This window comes from Mycobacterium sp. (assembly GCF_035314665.1).
Classification (GTDB): domain Bacteria; phylum Actinomycetota; class Actinomycetes; order Mycobacteriales; family Mycobacteriaceae; genus Mycobacterium.
The window spans coordinates 14,890-33,537 of record NZ_DATFZD010000447.1 but is presented as its reverse complement, the minus strand read 5'-3'; the positions used below and the strand labels follow the sequence as shown (position 1 = coordinate 33,537).

19 protein-coding genes are annotated in these 18,648 nt (G+C 65.3%); 6 read left to right on the top strand and 13 right to left on the bottom strand.

Annotation, left to right across the window (positions count from 1 at the left end):
- A partial coding sequence (locus tag VKI00_RS32710) for an enoyl-CoA hydratase/isomerase family protein (RefSeq protein WP_324447439.1) occupies positions 1 to 679 on the bottom strand: 679 nt, incomplete at its 3' end.
- Between the two features lie 4 nt (positions 680 to 683).
- A complete protein-coding gene (locus tag VKI00_RS32705) occupies positions 684 to 1,895 on the bottom strand; it encodes an acetyl-CoA C-acetyltransferase (protein ID WP_324447438.1) in 1,212 nt (403 codons plus the stop codon).
- A 194-nt stretch (positions 1,896 to 2,089) separates the two neighbouring features.
- Between VKI00_RS32705 and VKI00_RS32700 the strand changes: the two genes are divergently transcribed.
- Complete coding sequence (locus VKI00_RS32700) at positions 2,090 to 3,298, top strand: pyridoxal phosphate-dependent aminotransferase (protein ID WP_324447437.1); 1,209 nt, start codon at positions 2,090 to 2,092, stop codon at positions 3,296 to 3,298.
- Here VKI00_RS32700 and VKI00_RS32695 read toward each other — a convergent pair.
- Positions 3,264 to 3,719 carry an SRPBCC family protein gene (locus VKI00_RS32695; RefSeq protein WP_324447436.1) on the bottom strand — a complete coding sequence of 152 codons (456 nt, stop codon included), beginning with the start codon at positions 3,717 to 3,719 and terminating at the stop codon, positions 3,264 to 3,266. The two genes, VKI00_RS32700 and VKI00_RS32695, sit on opposite strands and share 35 nt — an antisense overlap.
- A gap of 65 nt (positions 3,720 to 3,784) precedes the next feature.
- On the opposite strand from VKI00_RS32695, the gene VKI00_RS32690 reads away from it, so the two are divergent.
- Entirely contained in the window at positions 3,785 to 5,218 is a 1,434-nt protein-coding gene (locus tag VKI00_RS32690) for a wax ester/triacylglycerol synthase family O-acyltransferase (protein ID WP_324447435.1), read from the top strand.
- Positions 5,219 to 5,239: 21 nt separating this feature from the next.
- On the opposite strand, the gene VKI00_RS32685 is transcribed toward VKI00_RS32690, so the two are convergent.
- The 3 genes from VKI00_RS32685 to VKI00_RS32675 are packed head-to-tail and all read right to left on the bottom strand — an operon-like array spanning position 5,240 to position 7,263.
- A complete protein-coding gene (locus VKI00_RS32685; protein ID WP_324447434.1) occupies positions 5,240 to 5,707 on the bottom strand; it encodes an SRPBCC family protein in 468 nt (155 codons plus the stop codon).
- Positions 5,708 to 5,746: 39 nt separating this feature from the next.
- On the bottom strand, positions 5,747 to 6,820 hold the full coding sequence (locus VKI00_RS32680; RefSeq protein WP_324447433.1) for a CaiB/BaiF CoA-transferase family protein: 1,074 nt from the start codon (positions 6,818 to 6,820) through the stop codon (positions 5,747 to 5,749).
- A complete protein-coding gene (locus tag VKI00_RS32675; RefSeq protein WP_324447432.1) occupies positions 6,817 to 7,263 on the bottom strand; it encodes an SRPBCC family protein in 447 nt (148 codons plus the stop codon). The genes VKI00_RS32680 and VKI00_RS32675 overlap by 4 nt, the downstream gene beginning before the upstream one ends.
- A gap of 47 nt (positions 7,264 to 7,310) precedes the next feature.
- Here VKI00_RS32675 and VKI00_RS32670 point away from each other — a divergent pair, with 47 nt between their 5' ends.
- On the top strand, positions 7,311 to 9,002 hold the full coding sequence (locus VKI00_RS32670) for an alpha-keto acid decarboxylase family protein (RefSeq protein ID WP_324447444.1): 1,692 nt from the start codon (positions 7,311 to 7,313) through the stop codon (positions 9,000 to 9,002).
- On the opposite strand, the gene VKI00_RS32665 is transcribed toward VKI00_RS32670, so the two are convergent.
- From VKI00_RS32665 to VKI00_RS32645, 5 genes are read right to left on the bottom strand one after another with little or no spacing between them, the layout of a single operon-like run.
- Positions 8,966 to 9,154 (bottom strand): (2Fe-2S)-binding protein, encoded by a 189-nt coding sequence (locus VKI00_RS32665; RefSeq protein ID WP_324447431.1) that lies wholly within the window; start codon positions 9,152 to 9,154, stop codon positions 8,966 to 8,968. The two genes, VKI00_RS32670 and VKI00_RS32665, sit on opposite strands and share 37 nt — an antisense overlap.
- A 12-nt stretch (positions 9,155 to 9,166) precedes the next feature.
- Positions 9,167 to 9,766, bottom strand: coding sequence for a fatty-acid--CoA ligase (locus tag VKI00_RS32660; RefSeq protein WP_324447443.1), 600 nt, complete (start codon positions 9,764 to 9,766; stop codon positions 9,167 to 9,169).
- A gap of 26 nt (positions 9,767 to 9,792) precedes the next feature.
- On the bottom strand, positions 9,793 to 11,268 hold the full coding sequence (locus tag VKI00_RS32655) for a FadD3 family acyl-CoA ligase (protein ID WP_324447430.1): 1,476 nt from the start codon (positions 11,266 to 11,268) through the stop codon (positions 9,793 to 9,795).
- Positions 11,269 to 11,284: 16 nt separating this feature from the next.
- Positions 11,285 to 12,475, bottom strand: a complete 1,191-nt coding sequence (locus VKI00_RS32650) for an amidohydrolase family protein (protein WP_324447429.1) — start codon at positions 12,473 to 12,475, stop codon at positions 11,285 to 11,287.
- A 46-nt stretch (positions 12,476 to 12,521) separates the two neighbouring features.
- Positions 12,522 to 14,060: an AMP-binding protein gene (locus VKI00_RS32645; RefSeq protein ID WP_324447428.1), complete on the bottom strand. Its 1,539-nt coding sequence runs from the start codon at positions 14,058 to 14,060 to the stop codon at positions 12,522 to 12,524.
- Between the two features lie 114 nt (positions 14,061 to 14,174).
- Between VKI00_RS32645 and VKI00_RS32640 the strand changes: the two genes are divergently transcribed.
- Entirely contained in the window at positions 14,175 to 14,909 is a 735-nt protein-coding gene (locus VKI00_RS32640) for an enoyl-CoA hydratase/isomerase family protein (protein ID WP_324447427.1), read from the top strand.
- A 29-nt stretch (positions 14,910 to 14,938) separates the two neighbouring features.
- The gene (locus tag VKI00_RS32635; protein ID WP_324447442.1) at positions 14,939 to 15,328 is read left to right on the top strand and encodes a hypothetical protein; all 390 of its coding nucleotides are present in this window, start codon (positions 14,939 to 14,941) and stop codon (positions 15,326 to 15,328) included.
- A 5-nt stretch (positions 15,329 to 15,333) separates the two neighbouring features.
- Here VKI00_RS32635 and VKI00_RS32630 read toward each other — a convergent pair whose 3' ends face one another.
- Positions 15,334 to 15,924: a helix-turn-helix domain-containing protein gene (locus tag VKI00_RS32630; protein WP_324447426.1), complete on the bottom strand. Its 591-nt coding sequence runs from the start codon at positions 15,922 to 15,924 to the stop codon at positions 15,334 to 15,336.
- Between the two features lie 201 nt (positions 15,925 to 16,125).
- Between VKI00_RS32630 and VKI00_RS32625 the strand changes: the two genes are divergently transcribed.
- A complete protein-coding gene (locus tag VKI00_RS32625) occupies positions 16,126 to 17,421 on the top strand; it encodes a cytochrome P450 (RefSeq protein ID WP_324447425.1) in 1,296 nt (431 codons plus the stop codon).
- A 17-nt stretch (positions 17,422 to 17,438) separates the two neighbouring features.
- Here VKI00_RS32625 and VKI00_RS32620 read toward each other — a convergent pair whose 3' ends face one another.
- On the bottom strand, positions 17,439 to 18,641 hold the full coding sequence (locus VKI00_RS32620; protein ID WP_324447424.1) for a cytochrome P450: 1,203 nt from the start codon (positions 18,639 to 18,641) through the stop codon (positions 17,439 to 17,441).
- Between the last annotated feature and the right edge of the window lie 7 nt (positions 18,642 to 18,648).

Below are 18,648 nucleotides of genomic sequence, written 5' to 3'. Positions count from 1 at the left end.
TACCGCCAGGCATCTTGTAGCCCTTGGCATCCCACGGCTGAGTGTGCGAGTCGGGGTTGGCCTTGATCCACGCCTTGGCGGCGGGCACCAGTTCGTCGACCGAGCCGACGAGCTCGTCGACGAGCCCGATCTCCTTGGCCTTGTCCGGCTTGAAACGGGTGCCCTGCGAAAGGATGTTCATGAACGCGTTCTGGATGCCGAACATCCGCACGGTGCGGGTCACGCCGCCGCCACCCGGCAGCAGGCCGAGCGTCACCTCGGGGAACCCGACCACGAGGCCCTTGACGTCCGCGGCGATGCGGTGGTGACACGCGAGCGCGATCTCCAGGCCACCGCCGAGCGCGGCACCGTTGATCGCGGCGACCGCCGGCTTGCCAAACGTCTCCAGCGCACGCAGGTCACGCTTGACCGCCTCGACGGTGTCGAACGCCTCGCAGGCGTTCTCGGGACCGAGTTTGATCATGCCCTTGAGGTCACCGCCGGCGAAGAAGGTCTTCTTCGCGCTGGTGATGACCACGCCGGTGATCGAATCCTTCTCCGCGACAAGGCGTTCGACCGCTTTGTGCATGGACTCGGCGTAGTGCTCGTTCATCACATTGGCCGACCCGGTGGGGTCGTCCATCGTCAGCGTGACGATGCCGTCGGCGTCCTTGTCCCAGGCAATGGTGTTCTCGGTCACGGTGTTAAACCCTCTCGATGATGGTGGCGACACCCATGCCGCCGCCGATGCATAGCGTGACCAGCGCGCGTCGTGCATTGCGACGCTCGAGCTCGTCGACCATGGTGCCGGTGATCATGGCGCCGGTGGCGCCCAGCGGGTGGCCCATCGCGATCGCGCCACCGTTGACGTTGAGCTTCTCGTCCGCGATGTCGAGGTCCTTCTGGAATTTCAGCACAACCGATGCAAACGCCTCGTTCAGCTCGAACAGGTCGATGTCGTCGACCGTCATACCCGCGCGGTCGAGCACCTTGCGGGTGGCCGGGGTCGGGCCGGTGAGCATGATGACCGGGTCCGCGCCGCTGGTGGCGGTGGCCACGATGCGGGCCCGTGGGGTCAGCCCCTGCGACTTGCCGGCCGCTTCGGAACCGACCAGCACCAGCGCGGCCCCGTCGACGATGCCGGAGCTGTTGCCGCCGGTGTGGACGTGGTTGATCTTTTCGACCCAGTGGTACTTCTGCAGCGCCACGTCGTCGAAGCCGCCCATCTCGCCGATGCCGTCGAATGCGGTCTTCAGCTTCGCCAGGCCCTCCGGCGTGGTGTCGGGCCGCATGTGCTCGTCGTGGTCAAGGATGACCAGACCATTCTGGTCACGCACCGGCACCACCGACTTCGCGAAGTAGCCGCCCGACCATGCGTCGGCGGCCTTCTGCTGGCTTCGCAGCGCGTAGGCGTCGACGTCCTCGCGGGAGAAGCCTTCGATGGTGGCGATCAGGTCGGCGCCAATGCCCTGCGGGACGAAGCCGATCTGGTAGTTGGTCTCGGGGTCGGTCGCCCAGGCGCCGCCGTCAGAGCCCATCGGGACGCGGCTCATCGACTCGACACCGCCGGCCAGCACCAGGTCGTCCCAGCCCGAGCGCACCTTCTGGGCGGCGGTGTTGACCGCTTCCAGACCCGACGCGCAGAACCGGTTGAGCTGGACGCCGCCGGTGGTCTCGGGCAGCCCGGCTGCCAGCACCGCGGTGCGGGCGATGTCGCCGCCCTGGTCGCCGACCGGTGAGACCACGCCGAGGATCATGTCGCTGATCAGGGTTTCGTCCAGGTCGGGGTAGCGCCTGCGCAGCTCGTCGACCAGACCGACGACCAGGTTCAGCGGCTTGACCTCGTTCAAAGACCCGTTGCGCTGCTTGCCGCGCGGCGTGCGGATGGCCTCGTAGATGAAGGCTTCTTCGGACATGGGTGATTCCTCTTCGCGAATGGGATTTTCGGATCTGTCCTTGGGACGCTAGTCCTCTATCCGCCACCCTAACAGGGCGGCCGATCAACCTGTTGGTTGGGCCGGGTGACCGGCGCTGAGCGTCACCCTGGAGTGACGCTGGCTGCTGAGCGTCACGCTGGCGTGACACTCGACGGCGCTTACCCTCAAGACCCATGACGGTGTCGCGACTGCAGCCCTATGCGACCACGGTGTTCGCCGAGATGTCGGCGCTGGCCGCCCGCGTCGACGCGGTGAACCTCGGGCAGGGCTTCCCCGACGAAGACGGGCCGCCGGCAATGCTCAAGGACGCCCAAGACGCTATCGCCGAGGGCGTCAATCAATACCCGCCGGGGATCGGCGTCGCCGCGCTGCGCGAGGCCGTCGCCGCCCAGCGCAAGAGGCACTTCGGCATCGACTACGACCCGGACACCGAGGTACTGGTGACGGTCGGGGCCACCGAGGCCATCGCGGCGGCGGTGATCGGTCTGATCGAGCCCGCCTCCGAGATCATCTTGATCCAGCCGTTCTACGACTCCTACTCCCCGGTGGTCGCGATGGCCGGCGCCACGCGGGTCATCGTGCCGCTGGTGCCCGACGGTCGCGGCTTTGCCCTCGACACCGACGCGTTGCGGCGTGCGGTCACACCGCGCACCAAGGCGTTGATCGTGAACTCGCCGCACAACCCCACCGGCACGGTGCTCGGCGCGGCCGAGCTGGCGGTCATCGCGCAGATCGCGGTGGCCGCCGATTTGCTGGTCATCACCGACGAGGTCTACGAGCATCTGGTGTATGACGGTCGCCGGCACCTGCCGCTGGCCGGTTTCGACGGCATGGCCGAGCGCACGATCACCATCTCGAGTGCGGCGAAGATGTTCAACTGCACCGGCTGGAAGATCGGATGGGCTTGCGGGCCAGCCGAACTCATTCTCGGCGTGCGGGCGGCCAAACAGTACTTGAGTTACGTCGGCGGCGCGCCGTTTCAGCCGGCGGTGGCGCACGCGCTCAACACCGAAGATACCTGGGTGGCCGCGCTGCGAACCTCGTTGCAGGACAGGCGCGATCGGCTGTCACGTGGCCTGACCGACGTCGGGTTTCGGGTGCATGACAGCTCGGGCAGCTACTTCCTGTGCGCCGATCCGCGCCCGTTGGGCTACAACGACAGCACCGCCTTCTGCGCCGCGCTGCCGGAGCGGGTCGGGGTGGCCGCGATCCCGATGACGGCGTTCTGCGATCCCGCTGCCGCGGACTACAAGGAGTGGAATCACTTGGTGCGCTTCACCTTCTGCAAGCGGGACGACACACTCGACGAGGCGATACGGCGACTGGCACGCCTGCGAGGCGGATCGGCTATCTCGGCCGATCCGAACCAACAGCAGCCATAACCCGCCGTCGTAGCCCTTCGGTCGCGGCGTAGAGGACTTTCTTGCGGGCCCGGTTGACCAGGAACTCCGGCAGTGGCGCCGACGGCTCCAGGGTGATCTCGAAACGCACCCGCGTCTTCTCATCGGTTTCGCGCTGCAGCGTGTACTCGACATGCTGGGCATGCTGCTGGAGAGTCCTGGCGGCATCCCACACCAGCCAGTTCGGTCCCCAGTGGTATTCCAGCACTTCGGTGTCGACGATGCCGACCACCCTGACGGTGACCTTCACGTGGTGCGGGCGACCGTCGGGATAGCGGTCAATGACTTCGGCCCGCTTGTGTATCGAGGACCAGGACGGCGCCGAGCCGACATCGGCCAGCGCCTCCAGAATCACCTCCGGCGGCGCGTTGATGAGAATCTCTCGCGATGCGCGTACGGCCACTACGTCCAAGCTAGCAAGACGGCGGGGCCTTCGCGGACCGGGTTGAGCGGCTTACCCTGGGGTCTGTGCAGCAGTTGAGTTGGACTGACGACATGATGCTGCGCGCGGAGCGACCGGCGACGCCATTGCAGATTCAGATGCTTCTGATCTATGACCCGTCGACCGCCCCGGGCGGCAAGGTGACCTTCAAGGGGATTCTTGACGAACTCGACGCCCGGCTGCATCTCGCGGATGCCTTTCGCCAACGGTTGACCGAACTGCCGGGCGGTCTCCATCGGCCGTATTGGGTGGATGACCCGAGCTTCGATCTCGAGTATCACGTCCGTCATATCGGGTTGCCCCAGCCTGGTGACTGGCGGCAGCTCTGCATCCAGGTCGCGCGCCTGCAGGCCCGACAGATCGACCTGCGACGTCCGCCCTGGGAGATCACTGTCATCGAGGGATTGAATGCGGTGCCGGGAGTCCCGAAGGGCTCGTTCGCGATGGCGTTGAAGTTGCACCACTGTGCCGTCGACGGCATGGCGAGCATTCAGATGATCGCGGCACTGCATGACCTCGCCGCTGATAGCCCACGCCCCGCCGGGCCTGATAGTCCCTGGCGCCCCGCACCTCTGCCAACGACGGCAAACTTGCTCTCGCGCACGGCGATTAACGCGGCTCTCCATCCCTTGCGGGCGAGCGCGGTGCTCGCGTCGAGCACTCCCAAGGCAGTCCGCGGCTTGGCCAGTCTGCCCGGCAAGTTGGTCGGGGGTGTCGTGTCCAGGGTTGCCGAGGGTAGCGGGCCGCTTTTTCCACCGAAGACGCGCTTCAACGAAACGGTGTCACCCCACCGCGTCTTCGAGGCCCGGTTTCACGATCTCGCCGATTTCAAGCGGATCAAGGCGAGCGTGCCCGGCGCGACCATCAACGACGTGGCGCTCGCCTATGTGGGGGGCGCCCTTCGCGAATATCTGGATGCCCACGGCGAGCTTCCCGACGAGTCGCTTGTCGCGGCATGCCCGATGTCACTGCGCGACAGGGGCGACGAGACCAGCAAGGGAAACGCGTTGTTCGGCCGGCTGCAAAGCCTCGGCACCGACATCGCCGATCCGGCCGAACGGCTTGCCTTTATCGCTGCGTCGACTGCCGGCAGCCGTTCGTCCGATCAGGCGACAGGTGCTCAGCTGCTCGATCTGATTGGAACGGTGCCAACCGCACTGCTCGGAGTGACTGCGAAGGCGGCGAGCTTGCTTCCGTTCTCTGGCCCAACCGTCGCCAATACGACCGTGACCAATGTGCCAGGTCCAACCGAACCGATCTTCTTCAGCGGTGCGCAACTCATACGCGCCGCCGGCCTCGGGCCGCTGATAGGCGGCTTGAACCTCATTCATGTCGTGGCGAGCTACAACGGAACGTTGTCGATCAGCGCTACTGCGGATCGCGACGCCCTGCCCGACCCGGCGACGTATGCCGAATGCATGGGGCACGCCTTTCAGGACTTGCTCGCAGCGGCAGGTTAAGTCAAGCGGACCTGACACCGGCTATTTCGGCTGGTCGGATCCCATTTCGGAACCGATGAGCCCCAGGACTTGCTCGCGCAGTCCCGCCGTCGCGGCATCCAACACGATTTTGCTGGCCCGCTTGACGACGAAGGCGGGAACCGGACCCGACGGTTCGACGGTGATGTCGAAGCGCACCCGGGTCTTGTCGACACCCACCCGCTGCAGGTTGTATTCCACGTGCTGCCCGCGCTGCTGGAAGGTGTCGTCGGCATCCCACACCACCCAATCGGGACCCCAGTGATACTCCAGGATCTCGTTGTCGACGAGCCCGAAGATTTTGATGGTGGCCTTCACATGATGAGGCCGGCCGTCGGCATACCAGTCGAGGACCTCGATCCGTTTGTGCACCGGTGACCACGACGACAACGACCCGACGTCGGCAAGCGCCTCCAGAATCACATCCGGCGGCGCGTCGATGAGAATCTCTCGCGATGCGCGTACGGCCACTACGTCCAAGCTAGCAAGACGGCGAGGCTAACGGGCTGATTACCAGCCGATTTCGCCCAGCGGTGTTGTTTTAGGCGGCGGCGGCCCGACCGGTCCGGCCGGCGTGCGGGAGAACCGCGGCGCGGGCGCGGCCTGGTCGACGCCGCCCGAGTGGATCACGGTCGCTCGCGCGGTCAGGTGCGGATCCGCGGCCGCCTCGCTCCACGTCAACACCGGAGTGACACACGCGTCGGTGCCGGCGAATATCTCCGCCCACTCATCGCGGGTCTTTTCAGCGAAGCGCGCCGTGAAAATCTCGAACATCCGCGGGTACGAACCGATTTCGAATTGGCTCGGCACGTCGTCGGCGGACAAGCCGAGCCCGGCCAGCAGTTCGGCGAAGAACTGCGGCTCGATTGCGCCGACGGCCATGTACTTGCCGTCGGCGGTCTCGTAACAGCGGTAGAACGGCGCGCCGCCGTCGAGCAGAAATGCTTCCCGCTCGTCGCGCAGGGCGCCGGTCGACTTCATCGTCCACATCATCTGGGCGAGCACGCTGACGCCGTCGACCATCGCGGCATCCACCACCTGACCGACCCCCGACCGCTCTCGCTCGTAGAGCGCGGCCACGATGCCCAGCAGCACGAACATTGACCCGCCACCGAAGTCGGCGACCAGATTCAGCGGCGGCATCGGCGGCCGGTCGCGGTAGCCCAGCGCCGACAACGCCCCGGTTTGGGACAGGTAGTTGATGTCGTGGCCGGCGGTGTTGGCGCGTGGGCCGTCCTGCCCCCATCCGGTGATGCGCGCGTAGATCAGCCGCGGATTGACCGCCGCGCAGTCATCGGGGCCGACGCCGAGTCGCTCGCAGGTGCCGGGCCGGAAGCAGTCCAGCAGCACATCGGCCTTGGCGACCAACTCCAACAGTGCCTGCGGCTGCGTCTTGACGTCCAAAGCCACGATCCGCTTTCCGCGGTGCAGCAGGTCGCGGTCCTCGGCCGGCATCGTCAGTCCGCCGGGACGGCGCACCCGCACCACATCGGCGCCCAGATCCGCGAGCACCATCGCGGCGTGCGGGCCCGGTCCGATGCCGCCGAGTTCGATGACCCGCACCCCGGCCAGTGGCCCGGTCAAGCCTTACCCTTCTTCACTTTCAGTACCCGGTCGCGTAGGCCCTTGGTGCCCGTGTCAATCGTTCCTTTGACGGCACGCTTCAGCACGAAGCCGGGCAGCGGCACCACCGGGTCGACGCTGATCTCGAACTTGACCTTGGTCTTATCGCCGTCGGGCGTCAACGTGTACGAGGCATCCTGCGACCGTTGCTGCCCGGAGCTGACCAGCGTCCAACTGACCTTGTTGTCGCTCCACGTGTAGGCCACCACCTGTTCATCGGTGATCCCCGCCGCCTTCACCTTCATCTTCACTTTGCTGGGCCGACCGTGCTTGTCTCGCTCCAGGACTTCAGCGCTCTGATGGGGATCCGACCACTCGGTGACCGAGTCAAAATCGCCAATGACGTCGAGGATTTCCTCCGGGGTCGCCTCGATGACGATTTCGCGGGTTTCATTGATTGCCATGTCCGGACGATAGCGAGACAGCGCCGCGTGAAGGGCGTTTTCGACCGCTGACGCGTACCGTCATCGTCGTGAGCGCTGCCTACACCGTCGGTGACTATCTGCTCGACCGCCTCGTCGAACTCGGTGTTTCCGAAGTCTTCGGAGTCCCCGGCGACTACAACCTCGAATTCCTCGATCACATCATCGCCCACCCCGACATCCGCTGGGTCGGGAACGCCAACGAACTCAATGCCGGCTATGCGGCCGACGGATACGGCCGTCTGCGCGGAATGGCAGCCGTGGTAACCACATTCGGAGTCGGCGAGCTCTCGGTTGCTAACGCTATCGCCGGCAGCTACGCCGAGCATGTTCCGGTAGTGCACATCGTGGGAGGACCGTCGAAGGATGCCCAGGCCACCCGTCGGGCTTTGCATCATTCGCTGGGCGACGGCGATTTCGAGCACTTCTTCCGGATAAGCCGGGAAATCACTTGTGCCCAAGCCAATCTCATGCCAGCGACGGCCACCAGGGAAATCGACCGGGTGCTCAGCGAGGTACGGGAGCAGCGGCGGCCCGGCTATCTGCTGCTGCCCATCGACGTGGCGCGCTTCGAAACCGAGCGGCCGACCGCACTGTTGCCCAACTATGCCGGTGGCACCAGCCCGCGGGCGCTTGCACTGTTCAAAGAAGCGGCGACCGACCTGATCGCCGACAACCAGTTGACCGTGCTGGCCGACCTGTTGGTCCATCGTCTGAAGGCCGTCGACAAGCTCGAGGCGCTGCTGGCCGCCGACGTGGTGCCGCACGCCACGCTGATGTGGGGCAAGAGCCTGGTCGATGAGAGCGCGCCGACGTTCCTGGGCATCTATGCCGGGGCGGCCAGCGCCGAACCGGTGCGCCGGGCGATCGAGGAGGCGCCGATTCTGGTGACTGCCGGAGTCGTGTTCACCGACATGGTCAGCGGATTTTTCAGCCAGCGCATCGATCCGATCAGGACCATCGACGTCGGGGCCCAGCAGAGCACGGTCGGCAACCAGATGTTCGCGCCACTGGAGATGGGAGCCGCGCTCGAGGCGCTGACGTCGATTCTTCTTCACCGTGGAATCAGCTCCCCGCCGGTCGCTTCGACGTCCGACGACGCGACCGTGGCAGTCCCCGGCCGAGACGAGCCGCTTAGCCAAAAAGTGTTGTGGGACAGGTTTTGCCACGCGCTCACACCCGGCAATGTGGTGCTTGCCGACCAGGGCACCTCGTACTACGGCATGGCCACTCACCGTCTGCCCCGCGGCGTTACCTTCATCGGCCAACCGCTATGGGGCTCGATCGGATACACGCTGCCCGCCACCCTCGGCGCCGGGCTGGCGCATCGCGATCGCAGGCCGGTGCTGCTGATCGGCGACGGCGCCGCGCAGCTGACCGTCCAGGAGCTTGGCACCTTCTCGCGGGAAGGACTGTCGCCGGTCGTCGTGGTGGTCAACAACGACGGCTATACCGTCGAACGGATGATTCACGGAAAAGACGAGCCCTACAACGACATTGTCAGCTGGAGTTGGGCGGACATTCCCAACGCGCTCGGTGTGACGAATCACCTGACGTTTCGAGCACAAACCTATGGCGAGCTGGACGACGCCTTTGTCGCGGCGGCGCAGAACCGCGACCGGATGGTGCTCATCGAGGCGATCGTGCCAAGAATGGACGCTCCCGACCTGTTGACCGAACTGGCTCAACCCGCTTCGCCGGACGGCAGCCCGCGCCGTTGAACGCCTAGCAGCGAACGCAGCGTGCGCCGGCAGCGACCGCAGTCGGCGCCCGCCCCGCATGCCGCGGCGATCTGATTGGTCGTCGACGCCCCTTTGGAGATGGCCTCGGCCACCACCTGGCTGGTGATGCCGTTACACAGGCAGACGAACATTGAACGGTCCGTTCACCCGTCGATCCGCATCATGCCCACCAGCTTGCCCACGAACAGCGGCGGATAGGCGCCGACTCCGGCTCCGGACATCCACCGCGCCACCACGTCGGGATGCTCGATCCAGCGCCGCGCTGCGTCCTCGTCGTCAATCTCCTGCAGAATCAGGACTTCCTGCCCGTCGTCGAAGGCCTTGAAAACTCGCGTTTCGCGGATACCCGCCGTCTGGAATCTTGCGAGGGCGCCGCGGATCTCGGAGGTCAGGATGGACACATCGTCGACCGACGCAATGGCGGCGATGACGACGCCGGGAGCCGTCGGTTGCGACGGCGCGCTGGAATTGAATCGTTCGACGATCTCGCCGGCGAAGACCGCCGGAATGTCTTCTACGCCAACCGCGTCGAACCAGTCGAAGAACACTCGTGACCGCAGCAGCTCCACGATCGGCTCCCGGCTACGCACACCGATCGTCACCAGGACGCGTCCGTAGTCATGTGTCGACGTGTAGACCAGCACATGGTGCGCACCGATACCGGCTAGCGCCGATTTGCGACGTTGCAACAACGGCCACACCGCGTCCGGATTCGGCACCCGGTAGTCCGACGCGATCACCATCGAAAGCGGTTGCGGGTCTGCCGATCTCACCGAAGTTGGTCCTTCATCACCTTGCCGGTCGCGTTCAGTGGTAATTCATCGAGAAACTCAACGTACCGCGGGGCTTTGAATCCAGCCATCCGGTCGCGGCACCACGCGATCAAATGCTGCTCGGACACCGGTGTTTTCGATACGACAAATGCCTTACCGACTTGGCCGAGCCGCTGATCGGGGACACCGATCACCGCGACCTGAGCAACCGCGGGATGCTCCAGCATGAAGCCCTCGATCTCAGCCGGGTAGGCGTTGAATCCGCCGACGATGAACATGTCCTTTTTACGCCCGTCGATCCGCAGTCGACCGGATTTATCGAAGTTCCCCAAGTCTCCGGTGTGCAGCCAGCCGCCGTCGTCGATCGCCTGCGCGGTGGCCGCCGGGTCGTCGAGGTAGCCCTCCATGACGCCATAGCCGCGAACCAGTACCTCGCCGTCGCCGCCGATCCGCACCTCGACCCCGTCACAGGGCAAGCCCGCGGTGGTGGCCACGTCCTCGAAGGAGTCGCCGGGCCGCGACAAGGTGACATTGCCCGCCTCGGTGAGGCCATAGCCGGTCATCAGCGTCTGGAAGGGCAATTCACCGTGTATGCGGCGAACCAGTTCGACAGGGATGTCGGCGGCGCCGGTCACGCCCGCCCGCAGAGTCGACAACCTGGCCTTGTCGCCAACTGCCAGCAAGGAATGGTACAGCGTCGGCGGGCCGGGCAGCATCGTAATGCGTTCGCGTTCAATCAGATCCACCACGGCATCGACGTCGAACACCGCGACCGGCAGCATCGTCGCGCCGCGAAGGAAGGACGTGATCAGGCCCGCTTTCAAGCCGAACGTGTGGAAGTACGGGTTGATCTGCAGGTAGCGGTCGCCCTCGCGCAGATCGGCGAGGGTGGACCACTCCTCGTACATGCGCAGCGTCTGGGCATGATTCATCATCGCGCCCTTCGGGCGGCCGGTGGTGCCCGAGGTGAAGATGATGTCCGAGATGTCGGCGCCGTTCACGGCGCGCTCGAACGGGGAAGCGCTGGAAAGAAAGTCGGATTTCAGCTCGACGACCGGTATCCCCGCCGGCGCGGTGTAGTCCTGGTCCAGGAACCCTTTCTGCACCAAGACGGCCTTCGCTGCGCTGCGGGTGATGATGTCGGCCGCCTCGTCGGGCTTGAACCGGGTGTTGACCGGCACCAGGACGCCACCCGCGGTCATCAGGCCGAACGCCGCGATGATCCATTCCGCGGAATTGGGCGCCCAGATCGCGACCCGATCGCCTTTATCGATCCCCAGGCCGGCGAAAGCACCTGCGGCGCGACGTATTCGCTCGACGGCTTCGGCGAAGGTGAGGCGCAGCGGACCGTCGACAATCGCTTCTGCGTCGCCGAAGCGGTCCGCCGCGCTCAAGACCATCTGGGGGATGGTGTCCCACGGTGGCTTGATCCGATTGGGCGGCTCCTCCTCATCGCGCTTCGCGCTCTGCATCGTCGCCGCCCGCCTGTCACACGGTGACGAGTCGACCGAGGTTGCCGCCCATGATCTTTGCCTGGTCGTCGACGGACAGGTGCGACAGCGCGTTGACGTAGAACGTCGGCTCCGCCAGCCCTTCCGGGTGCGGCCAGTCCGAGCCGTACAGCACCTGATCCACACCGACGAGGTTGACCAGATCGTCGATGCCGTCCTCGAAGAACGGGCTGACGTGGATTCGGTTCTTGACCATCTCGACAGGGTCGCTCGGGAAAGCCTCCGGGGCCTTCCGGTAGACCTCGGCCAGGCCGTCGAGCAGCGGAGTCATCCACTTCGAACCGGCCTCGACAATCGCGACCTTAAGCTTGGGATGGCGGTACAGCGCGCCGTGGATCACCCACGACCCCACCGAGTCCTGGATCGGCCGCCACTCGTTGAGGATGCCCATCGCGTTGGTCTGGAACGGCAGCATCTCCTGGTCGGCACCGTCCCATTCGGAGGTGTATCGGGAATAGCCGCTGTCGCTGGAGTGCATGCCGACCAGCACGTCGTACTCGACGACCCGTTCCCAGAACGGGTCGAACTCGGGCACCGCGAACGACCGCGGGCCGCGGAAGCCGGGGACCGGAGCCGGACGGACCAGGATGCAACGCGCACCACGCTTGACCGCCCACTCCAGCTCCTCGATCGCCTTCTCGACGATCGGCAGGGTGATGACGGGGGTGGTGAAGATCCGGTTCTGGTAGTTGAAGCCCCAGACCTCATCGAGCCACTCGTTCAGCGCATGGATCAGCACGTGGACGGCGACCGGGTCGTCGCGCAGCCGCTCCTCGAGCAGGCTGGCCAGCGTCGGGAACATCAGGGTGCGGTCCAGGCCCAGCTCGTTCATCTTCTCCAGGCGCGGGCCGGGCTCAAAGAACGCCGGGATCGCGCGCATCGGCTCACCGAACAGCTCGCGCTTGGTTTTGCCCTCCGGGTTGCCGTACTTGAAGTATTCCTCCCAGGCACCCGGCCGGGCGACGACCTCGAAGGTCGGGTTGGGAATGTAGTTGCTGATCTGGCCGCGGATTGCGATCTTGGTGCGCCCATTGATCTGCACGTACTGGACGAAGTCCTTGTACTCCTTGGGCAGGAACTTGGTCAGCGCTTCCGGCGGCTCGTAGAGATGGTTATCCGCGTCAAAGATTGGAAACGGGACGTCTTCTCGATGCGACAACTGGCCCATGAAATCCTCCTTCGCAATTTGTGAGAATACTATTCTCACTGCGAGGCTACCGCAACGTCTTTCCCAAGCCCTGACGCACCAGACGCTTCTGCACTTTGCCGCTTGGCGTGCGCGGATAGTCCGCGACTTCGAGCAAGACTTCCGGCCATTTCTGACGAGCCACGCCGCGGTCGGCGAAATGCGCTCGAACCTCCTCGTGGGTGGGCATTGCGTGCTCCGGCTTGAGCCGCAGCACGGCCGCGACCCGTTCGCCGAGACCGGCATCGGGGGCCGCGACCACCACCGCCTCGGCGATGCCGGGCATCGCCAGCAGCACCTCTTCGACTTCCACGGCGCTGATGTTCTCGCCGCCGCGGATGATGACGTCGGCTTTGCGGTCGGTGATGGTGAGGTAGCCGTCGGCATCCAGCACGCCGACGTCGCCGGTGCGATACCAGCCGTCGTCGTCGAAAGCGGCCGCGGTCAGCGCATCGTCGGTGTAGCCCAGAAACAGGTCAGGCCCGCGACTGAAGATCTCGCCGTCGGCCGCCAACCGGATCTCCACACCGGGCATCGGACAACCGTCGGTGAGCAGGCGTTTGTCCTCCGGCGCGTCCAGGGTCGACCCGGTGATCGACGGGTGCTCGCTGCTGCCGTAGGACCGGAACACGATGATGCCCAGATCCGAGAGCCGTCGGGTCACCGCCGCGGGCACCGTCGACCCGCCCAGCCCGAGGGTCTTGATCCGGGCCCGATGCGCGGGCGTGCAATCGGGGTGATCGAGCAGACTGGTCACGAAGTAAGGTGGGCCGCCGCCCAGCGTGAGGCCGTCGCGGTCCATCAACGCCAGCACCTCGCCCGGGTCCCAATTGTCGATCAGGTGCACCGACCCGCCGTTGAGGACCGGGATCAGCAACGCGGCAAGCATTCCGATGAAGTGCCCGACCGGTGTCGCGGTCAGTTGGTTGTCGCCGATCGAGTGGATCTGGCCGGAGAGCTGACGCGCCTCGCAGACCAGGCTGCGATGGCTGTGGACGACGCCCTTGGGCGCGCTGGTCGTGCCGGAGGTGAAGGCAATCAGGGCGGGTCCCGCGGGGTCGGCGGCAACGGTGCCGGCCATCGGTTCGTCGGCGAGCAGATCGTCGAAGTCGCGTCCGACCAGGCCGACGACGGGAATGTCCGCGCACATGTCGGGCTGATGGGTCATCCGGCCGAACTCGTCGGCGGTGATGAACACCTGGGGTTTGGTGGCGGCCAGGATGTGCGCCAACTCCTTGCGGCCGTAGAAATGCACGATCGGCACGAGCACCGCCCCCAGGAACGCCGCCGCCCAGAACGTCGCGGCGGCCTCCATCCAATTCGGCAACTGGAATGCCACCACGTCACCGGCGCCGACGCCGCGGGCGCGCAACCCGGCCGCGAGCCGACGGGCCAGCTGCTCGACGTCGCGAAACGTCCCCGACCACGGTCGGACCGCCGAATACGCCCGAAACCGCGCGTCTGGAGCGGCGTGTAGCCCGCCGGCCAGCACCTGTCCGAGGCTCTCGCAGGTCCACCAACCCGCATCCTCGTATCGGCTAACCAGTTCAACGGGAATATTGCGCATTGGCTCAAGGCTCCGACCGGCAAACGTTAGGGTCATGCAAAGGTCTTTCGACTCAAGGGGCGATGCTATTCTCCGCTGAGGAGAATGCCAATATCGCGCGATGGGAAGCGGCGCATGGTGGACGTCGAGTTCGACCAGGGTCTCGCGGTGCTGACCATCGACCGTCCGCACGCTCGCAACGCGATCTCGCTGGACACCATGGACCAGTTGGAGAAGGCCCTCGACGCGGCGGAGGGAGCCAGCGCCCTTGCCATCACCGGCGCCGGTGACCGGGCCTTCGTTTCCGGCGGGGATCTCAAAGAGCTCAGCGCCATCAGGACCGTGGAAGACGCGGCGGCGATGGCCCGGCGGATGCGATCAATCTGCGATCGGCTGGCCAGTTTTCCCGCGCCCGTGATTGCCGCGCTCAACGGTCACGCCCTGGGCGGCGGCGCGGAGGTCGCGGTGGCCGCCGACATTCGGTTGGCCGCCGACGACATCAAGATCGGCTTCAACCAGGTCGCCCTGGAGATCATGCCGGCCTGGGGCGGCGCCGAGCGATTGGCCGAATTGGTCGGCAAGAGCAGGGCGCTGCTGTTGGCTGGAACCGGCATCGTGCTCGACGCAGTTCATGCCGAACGGATGGGGCTGATCGACCAGGTGTTGCCGCGATCCACCTTCGACGAAGACTGGCGACGAGTGGCCCGCGCCCTGTCGACCCGTCCCGCCGGCGAGATCAAGCGTGTCATCGACGGGGTTTCCCCCGAGCAAGCCGTGAATGCGTTTGCGCGGCTATGGGTTCGCGATGCCCACTGGCAAGCCGCCGATCGGGTGATGAACCGCAGCGCCAAAGTAGGAGGTGCGATGTGAGAACAGTCGGTAGGTCTCTGCTGGCCGCAATGCTGGCGATGGTGGTGACCGCTACAACGTTCGCCGCGCCGTCACGCGCGGATGACCCGGTCATGCATCCGGTCACCTACGTCATCACGTCGGCCAGTCCGATCTATGCCGACATCTATTACCTGGACCAGCAGCCGGTGAAGTTCTCCGACTACAGCCACAACCCCTACCAATACACGCCCAATGTCCGAGCCGACATCGCCCCGGGCCACCCATGGGTCTCACCTGTGGTGATGCTGTCGGATCCCAACGACTACGCCATGGTCACCGTCAGCACCGGTACCGAACCGGGCACTCCGATGTTTCACTGCGCTCTCGTCGTCGACGGGAAGGTGGTCGTCTCGAACGACGGCGCCAAAGGTGTGATCTGTTCGCTGCGTAGCTGGTGAACCGGCTAGGTTTCGGGATCGCCCTCGAGCCGGTGCAGGTAGCGCTCGACGAACTCGACGATTTCGGCATGGCCGGCGGACATCCCGAGGGCCTGCTCGATCACCAGGACCCGGGAAACGCTCGTCATCAGCACCGACCACACCAGCGGCGGCACCTGGGCGGCATCGACACCGTAGCGGTGCAGAACCGTCGACAGCGCCTTTTGTTGCTCGTCGCGAAAACGCTCAGCGTAGTAGGCAATTTCGGCCTTGAGCGCTTTGCGGTGGTTGGCCAGCGCGATGAACTCCATGGTGATCGCGGTGGCCGCCGGATCGGTGCTGAACCGCCACAGCGCCCACAACGGTTGCCGCGCCTGCAATACCCGCGCTTGCGCCTCAAGGCCTTCCTCGGCGCGACGCCGAAACGCGGCCAGGAACAGATCGTCCATGGTGCGGAAGTAGTAGTGAACGAGCTGCGGCTTCAGCTCCGCCTTCTCCGCGACACGACGGGAAGTGACTGCGGCATAACCCTCTTCGAGCATCAACTGCTCGGCGGCGTCGAGCAGCACGCCGCGGTTCTTGGCGTCGGGTGTCCCGATCCTGCGCGCCGAAGTCATGCCTTGGCTCCAAACTCCTGCTCATCGCCTGCTCAACATGGGTGATCGTAGCGTCGGGCGACGCCGCGACCTTGACCACGACATTAGCGCCATGCTAAGCAGATGCTCAGCAATTACCGCACTTCTGCCGATCTCAGATCCGGGCGGCATAACGGCCCGCCCACACATCACGGGTATATAAGCCTCGGGAGGCGCGCCTAAATGACCACCTTCGAAACGATCGACTTTTTCACCGACCCGTCGCTGGTTCCCGATCCGCACCCCTACTTCGATTACCTACGTAGCCAGAACCCCGTGCTGCGGCTTCCGCACCACAACGTCTTCGCGGTGACCGGCTGGGAAGAGGCCAACGCGGTCTACAAAGACCCCGACACGTTCTCCAACTGCGTCGCGCTCGGCGGCCCGTTTCCGCCGCTGCCGTTTGAAGTCGACTGCGACGACCTCGGTCCGCTGGTCGAAGCGCACCGCAGTCAGTTCCCGATGAACGAGCACATGGTCACCATGGATCCACCGGACCACACTCGCGCGCGCTCGATCCTGAGCCGGTTGCTCACACCCAGCCGGCTGAAGGAAAACGAGGAATTCATGTGGCAGCTGGCCGACCGCCAGCTCGACGAGTTTCTCGGCAACGGCGAGTGCGAGTTCATCTCCGAATATTCGAAACCCTTTGCGACGTTGGTGATCGCCGACCTACTCGGTGTCCCCGAGGAAGACCACAAGCAGTTCCGCACGGTGCTGGGCGCGGACCGTCCCGGCGCGCGGGTCGGCGCGCTCGATCACCAGTCAGTCGGCATCAACCCGCTGGAGTGGCTCGATGACAAGTTCTGCTCGTACATCGAAGACCGGCGCAGCTCTCCCCGAGACGACGTGCTGACCTCGCTCGCGACGGCGAAATACCCGGACGGATCCACACCTGAAGTGATCGAGGTAAGTCGTTCGGCGACATTCCTTTTCGCGGCCGGGCAGGAAACCACCGCCAAGCTGCTGTCCGCTGCCCTGCAGGCACTGGGCGACCGGCCCGAAATTCAGCAGAAGCTGCGCGAAGACCGCAGTCTGATCCCGGGCTTCATCGAGGAATCGCTGCGGACGGAGAGCCCCGTCAAGAGCGACTCCCGGCTCGCCGTCAGGGCGACCACCGTCGGCGGCGTGGAGATTCCCGTTGGCGCCATCGTGATGGTGTTGCCCGGTGCGGCCAACCGTGACCCACGCCGGTTCGAGAACCCGCACGAATTCCAACTCGACCGCAAGAACGTCCGCGAACACATGGCGTTCGCCCGCGGCGTGCATTCCTGTCCCGGTGCGCCGCTGGCCCGCGTCGAGGGCCGGGTTTCGATCGAGCGCATTTTGGACCGGATGTCCGAAATCACCATCAGCGAAACAAAACACGGACCGGCCCGCGAACGCCGCTACAACTATGAGCCGACCTACATCTTGCGCGGCCTGTCCGAGCTGCACCTCACGTTCACGGCCCGGCCCGCGCTGGCGCCGGCCAGCTAACTCGGCTGCCGGTCTCCTCAGCCGGTGATGACGGGTAGGCGCGCCCACCCGCGCACGCTTGCGGTGTGCGCCCGTTCGGCGTTGGCATAGTCGACTTCCCAGTCAGGCCAGCGTTTGAGGACTTCTTCGAAGGCCACCCGGGCTTCCAACCGGGCCAGCGCCGAGCCAAGGCAGAAGTGCAGTCCCTGCCCGAAGCTGAGGTGGCTGCCGCGCCGGTGGATGTCGAAGCGGTCCGGATCAGGGAACTGATGTTCGTCTCGGTTGGCAGAAGCGTTCAGCAGCAACATGAACGACCCTTCGGGTACGACGCGGCCATAATGCTCGGCGTCCTGGGCGACGTAGCGAGCCTGGACCGGCGACGGCGGCTCGTAGCGCAGTGACTCCTCGACCGCGTCTGGGATCAGGGACGGGTCGGCGGCAAGCTCGCGCCGTTGATCCGGGTGATCCGAGAGCAGCTGTCCCATGAAACCGATGAGCCGGGCGGTGGTCTCGTTGCCGGCGCCGGCGATCGTCGCGGTGTAAGACAGCACCTCGGTGCGTGACAGCGGCCGGCGGGTCCCGTCTGGTTCGTCGATCTCGGCGGCCAGCAGCTCGGTCATCAGGTCATCGGAGGGGTGCTCGGCCCGCCATTCAATGAACTCGGCGAACATCACGATGGTCTCTTCGAATATTTTCTGACTGACTTCGCCGGGCTCGCGCCCCTTGGCGACGTCGATATATGCGCCGTTGCGATCTCGGATGCTCGCTTGATGCTCTTCGGGAATGCCCAGCAGGTAGCCGATTGTTCGCATCGGCATCATCGCCCCGAGGTCCGCGATGAAATCGAAACCGCCAGAACCGATTAACGGGTCCAGCTCGTTGGCGCAGAATCCGCGAACCAGCGACTCCACGGCCAGCATCCGCCGGGGAGTGAAGACCCGGGACAGCAGACGACGGTGCAGATCGTGCAGCGGCGGATCCTCGAACAGCAAGATGCCCGGCGGCACCTCGATGTTGTTGAACAGAATGTCGGCGGTGGTGCCGCGGCCGGACCGGTAGGTCTGCCAGTTCGGCAGTTCGCGCGCCACGTCCTCGTACCGACTCAGCGCATAGAAGTTGTACTTTTCGTTGTAGTACAGCGGTGCTTCTTCACGCATCCGCTTCCACACCGGGTATGGGTTGTCGTCGATGTCGGGATCGTAAGGGTCGTAATACAACTCGACCGCTTTGGCGCCTGTCATCTTCTTT

Coding starts and splice junctions, on each gene's coding strand:
- VKI00_RS32620 (WP_324447424.1), bottom strand. CDS start 18,641: ATGACAGGCGCCAAAGCGGTCGAGTTGTATTACGACCCTTACGATCCC.
- VKI00_RS32650 (WP_324447429.1), bottom strand. CDS start 12,475: ATGGGCCAGTTGTCGCATCGAGAAGACGTCCCGTTTCCAATCTTTGAC.
- VKI00_RS32655 (WP_324447430.1), bottom strand. CDS start 11,268: ATGCAGAGCGCGAAGCGCGATGAGGAGGAGCCGCCCAATCGGATCAAG.
- VKI00_RS32635 (WP_324447442.1), top strand. CDS start 14,939: ATGCTGGCGATGGTGGTGACCGCTACAACGTTCGCCGCGCCGTCACGC.
- VKI00_RS32665 (WP_324447431.1), bottom strand. CDS start 9,154: ATGTTCGTCTGCCTGTGTAACGGCATCACCAGCCAGGTGGTGGCCGAG.
- VKI00_RS32645 (WP_324447428.1), bottom strand. CDS start 14,060: ATGCGCAATATTCCCGTTGAACTGGTTAGCCGATACGAGGATGCGGGT.
- VKI00_RS32625 (WP_324447425.1), top strand. CDS start 16,126: ATGACCACCTTCGAAACGATCGACTTTTTCACCGACCCGTCGCTGGTT.
- VKI00_RS32705 (WP_324447438.1), bottom strand. CDS start 1,895: ATGTCCGAAGAAGCCTTCATCTACGAGGCCATCCGCACGCCGCGCGGC.
- VKI00_RS32660 (WP_324447443.1), bottom strand. CDS start 9,766: ATGGTGATCGCGTCGGACTACCGGGTGCCGAATCCGGACGCGGTGTGG.
- VKI00_RS32700 (WP_324447437.1), top strand. CDS start 2,090: ATGACGGTGTCGCGACTGCAGCCCTATGCGACCACGGTGTTCGCCGAG.
- VKI00_RS32675 (WP_324447432.1), bottom strand. CDS start 7,263: ATGGCAATCAATGAAACCCGCGAAATCGTCATCGAGGCGACCCCGGAG.
- VKI00_RS32630 (WP_324447426.1), bottom strand. CDS start 15,924: ATGACTTCGGCGCGCAGGATCGGGACACCCGACGCCAAGAACCGCGGC.
- VKI00_RS32640 (WP_324447427.1), top strand. CDS start 14,175: ATGGTGGACGTCGAGTTCGACCAGGGTCTCGCGGTGCTGACCATCGAC.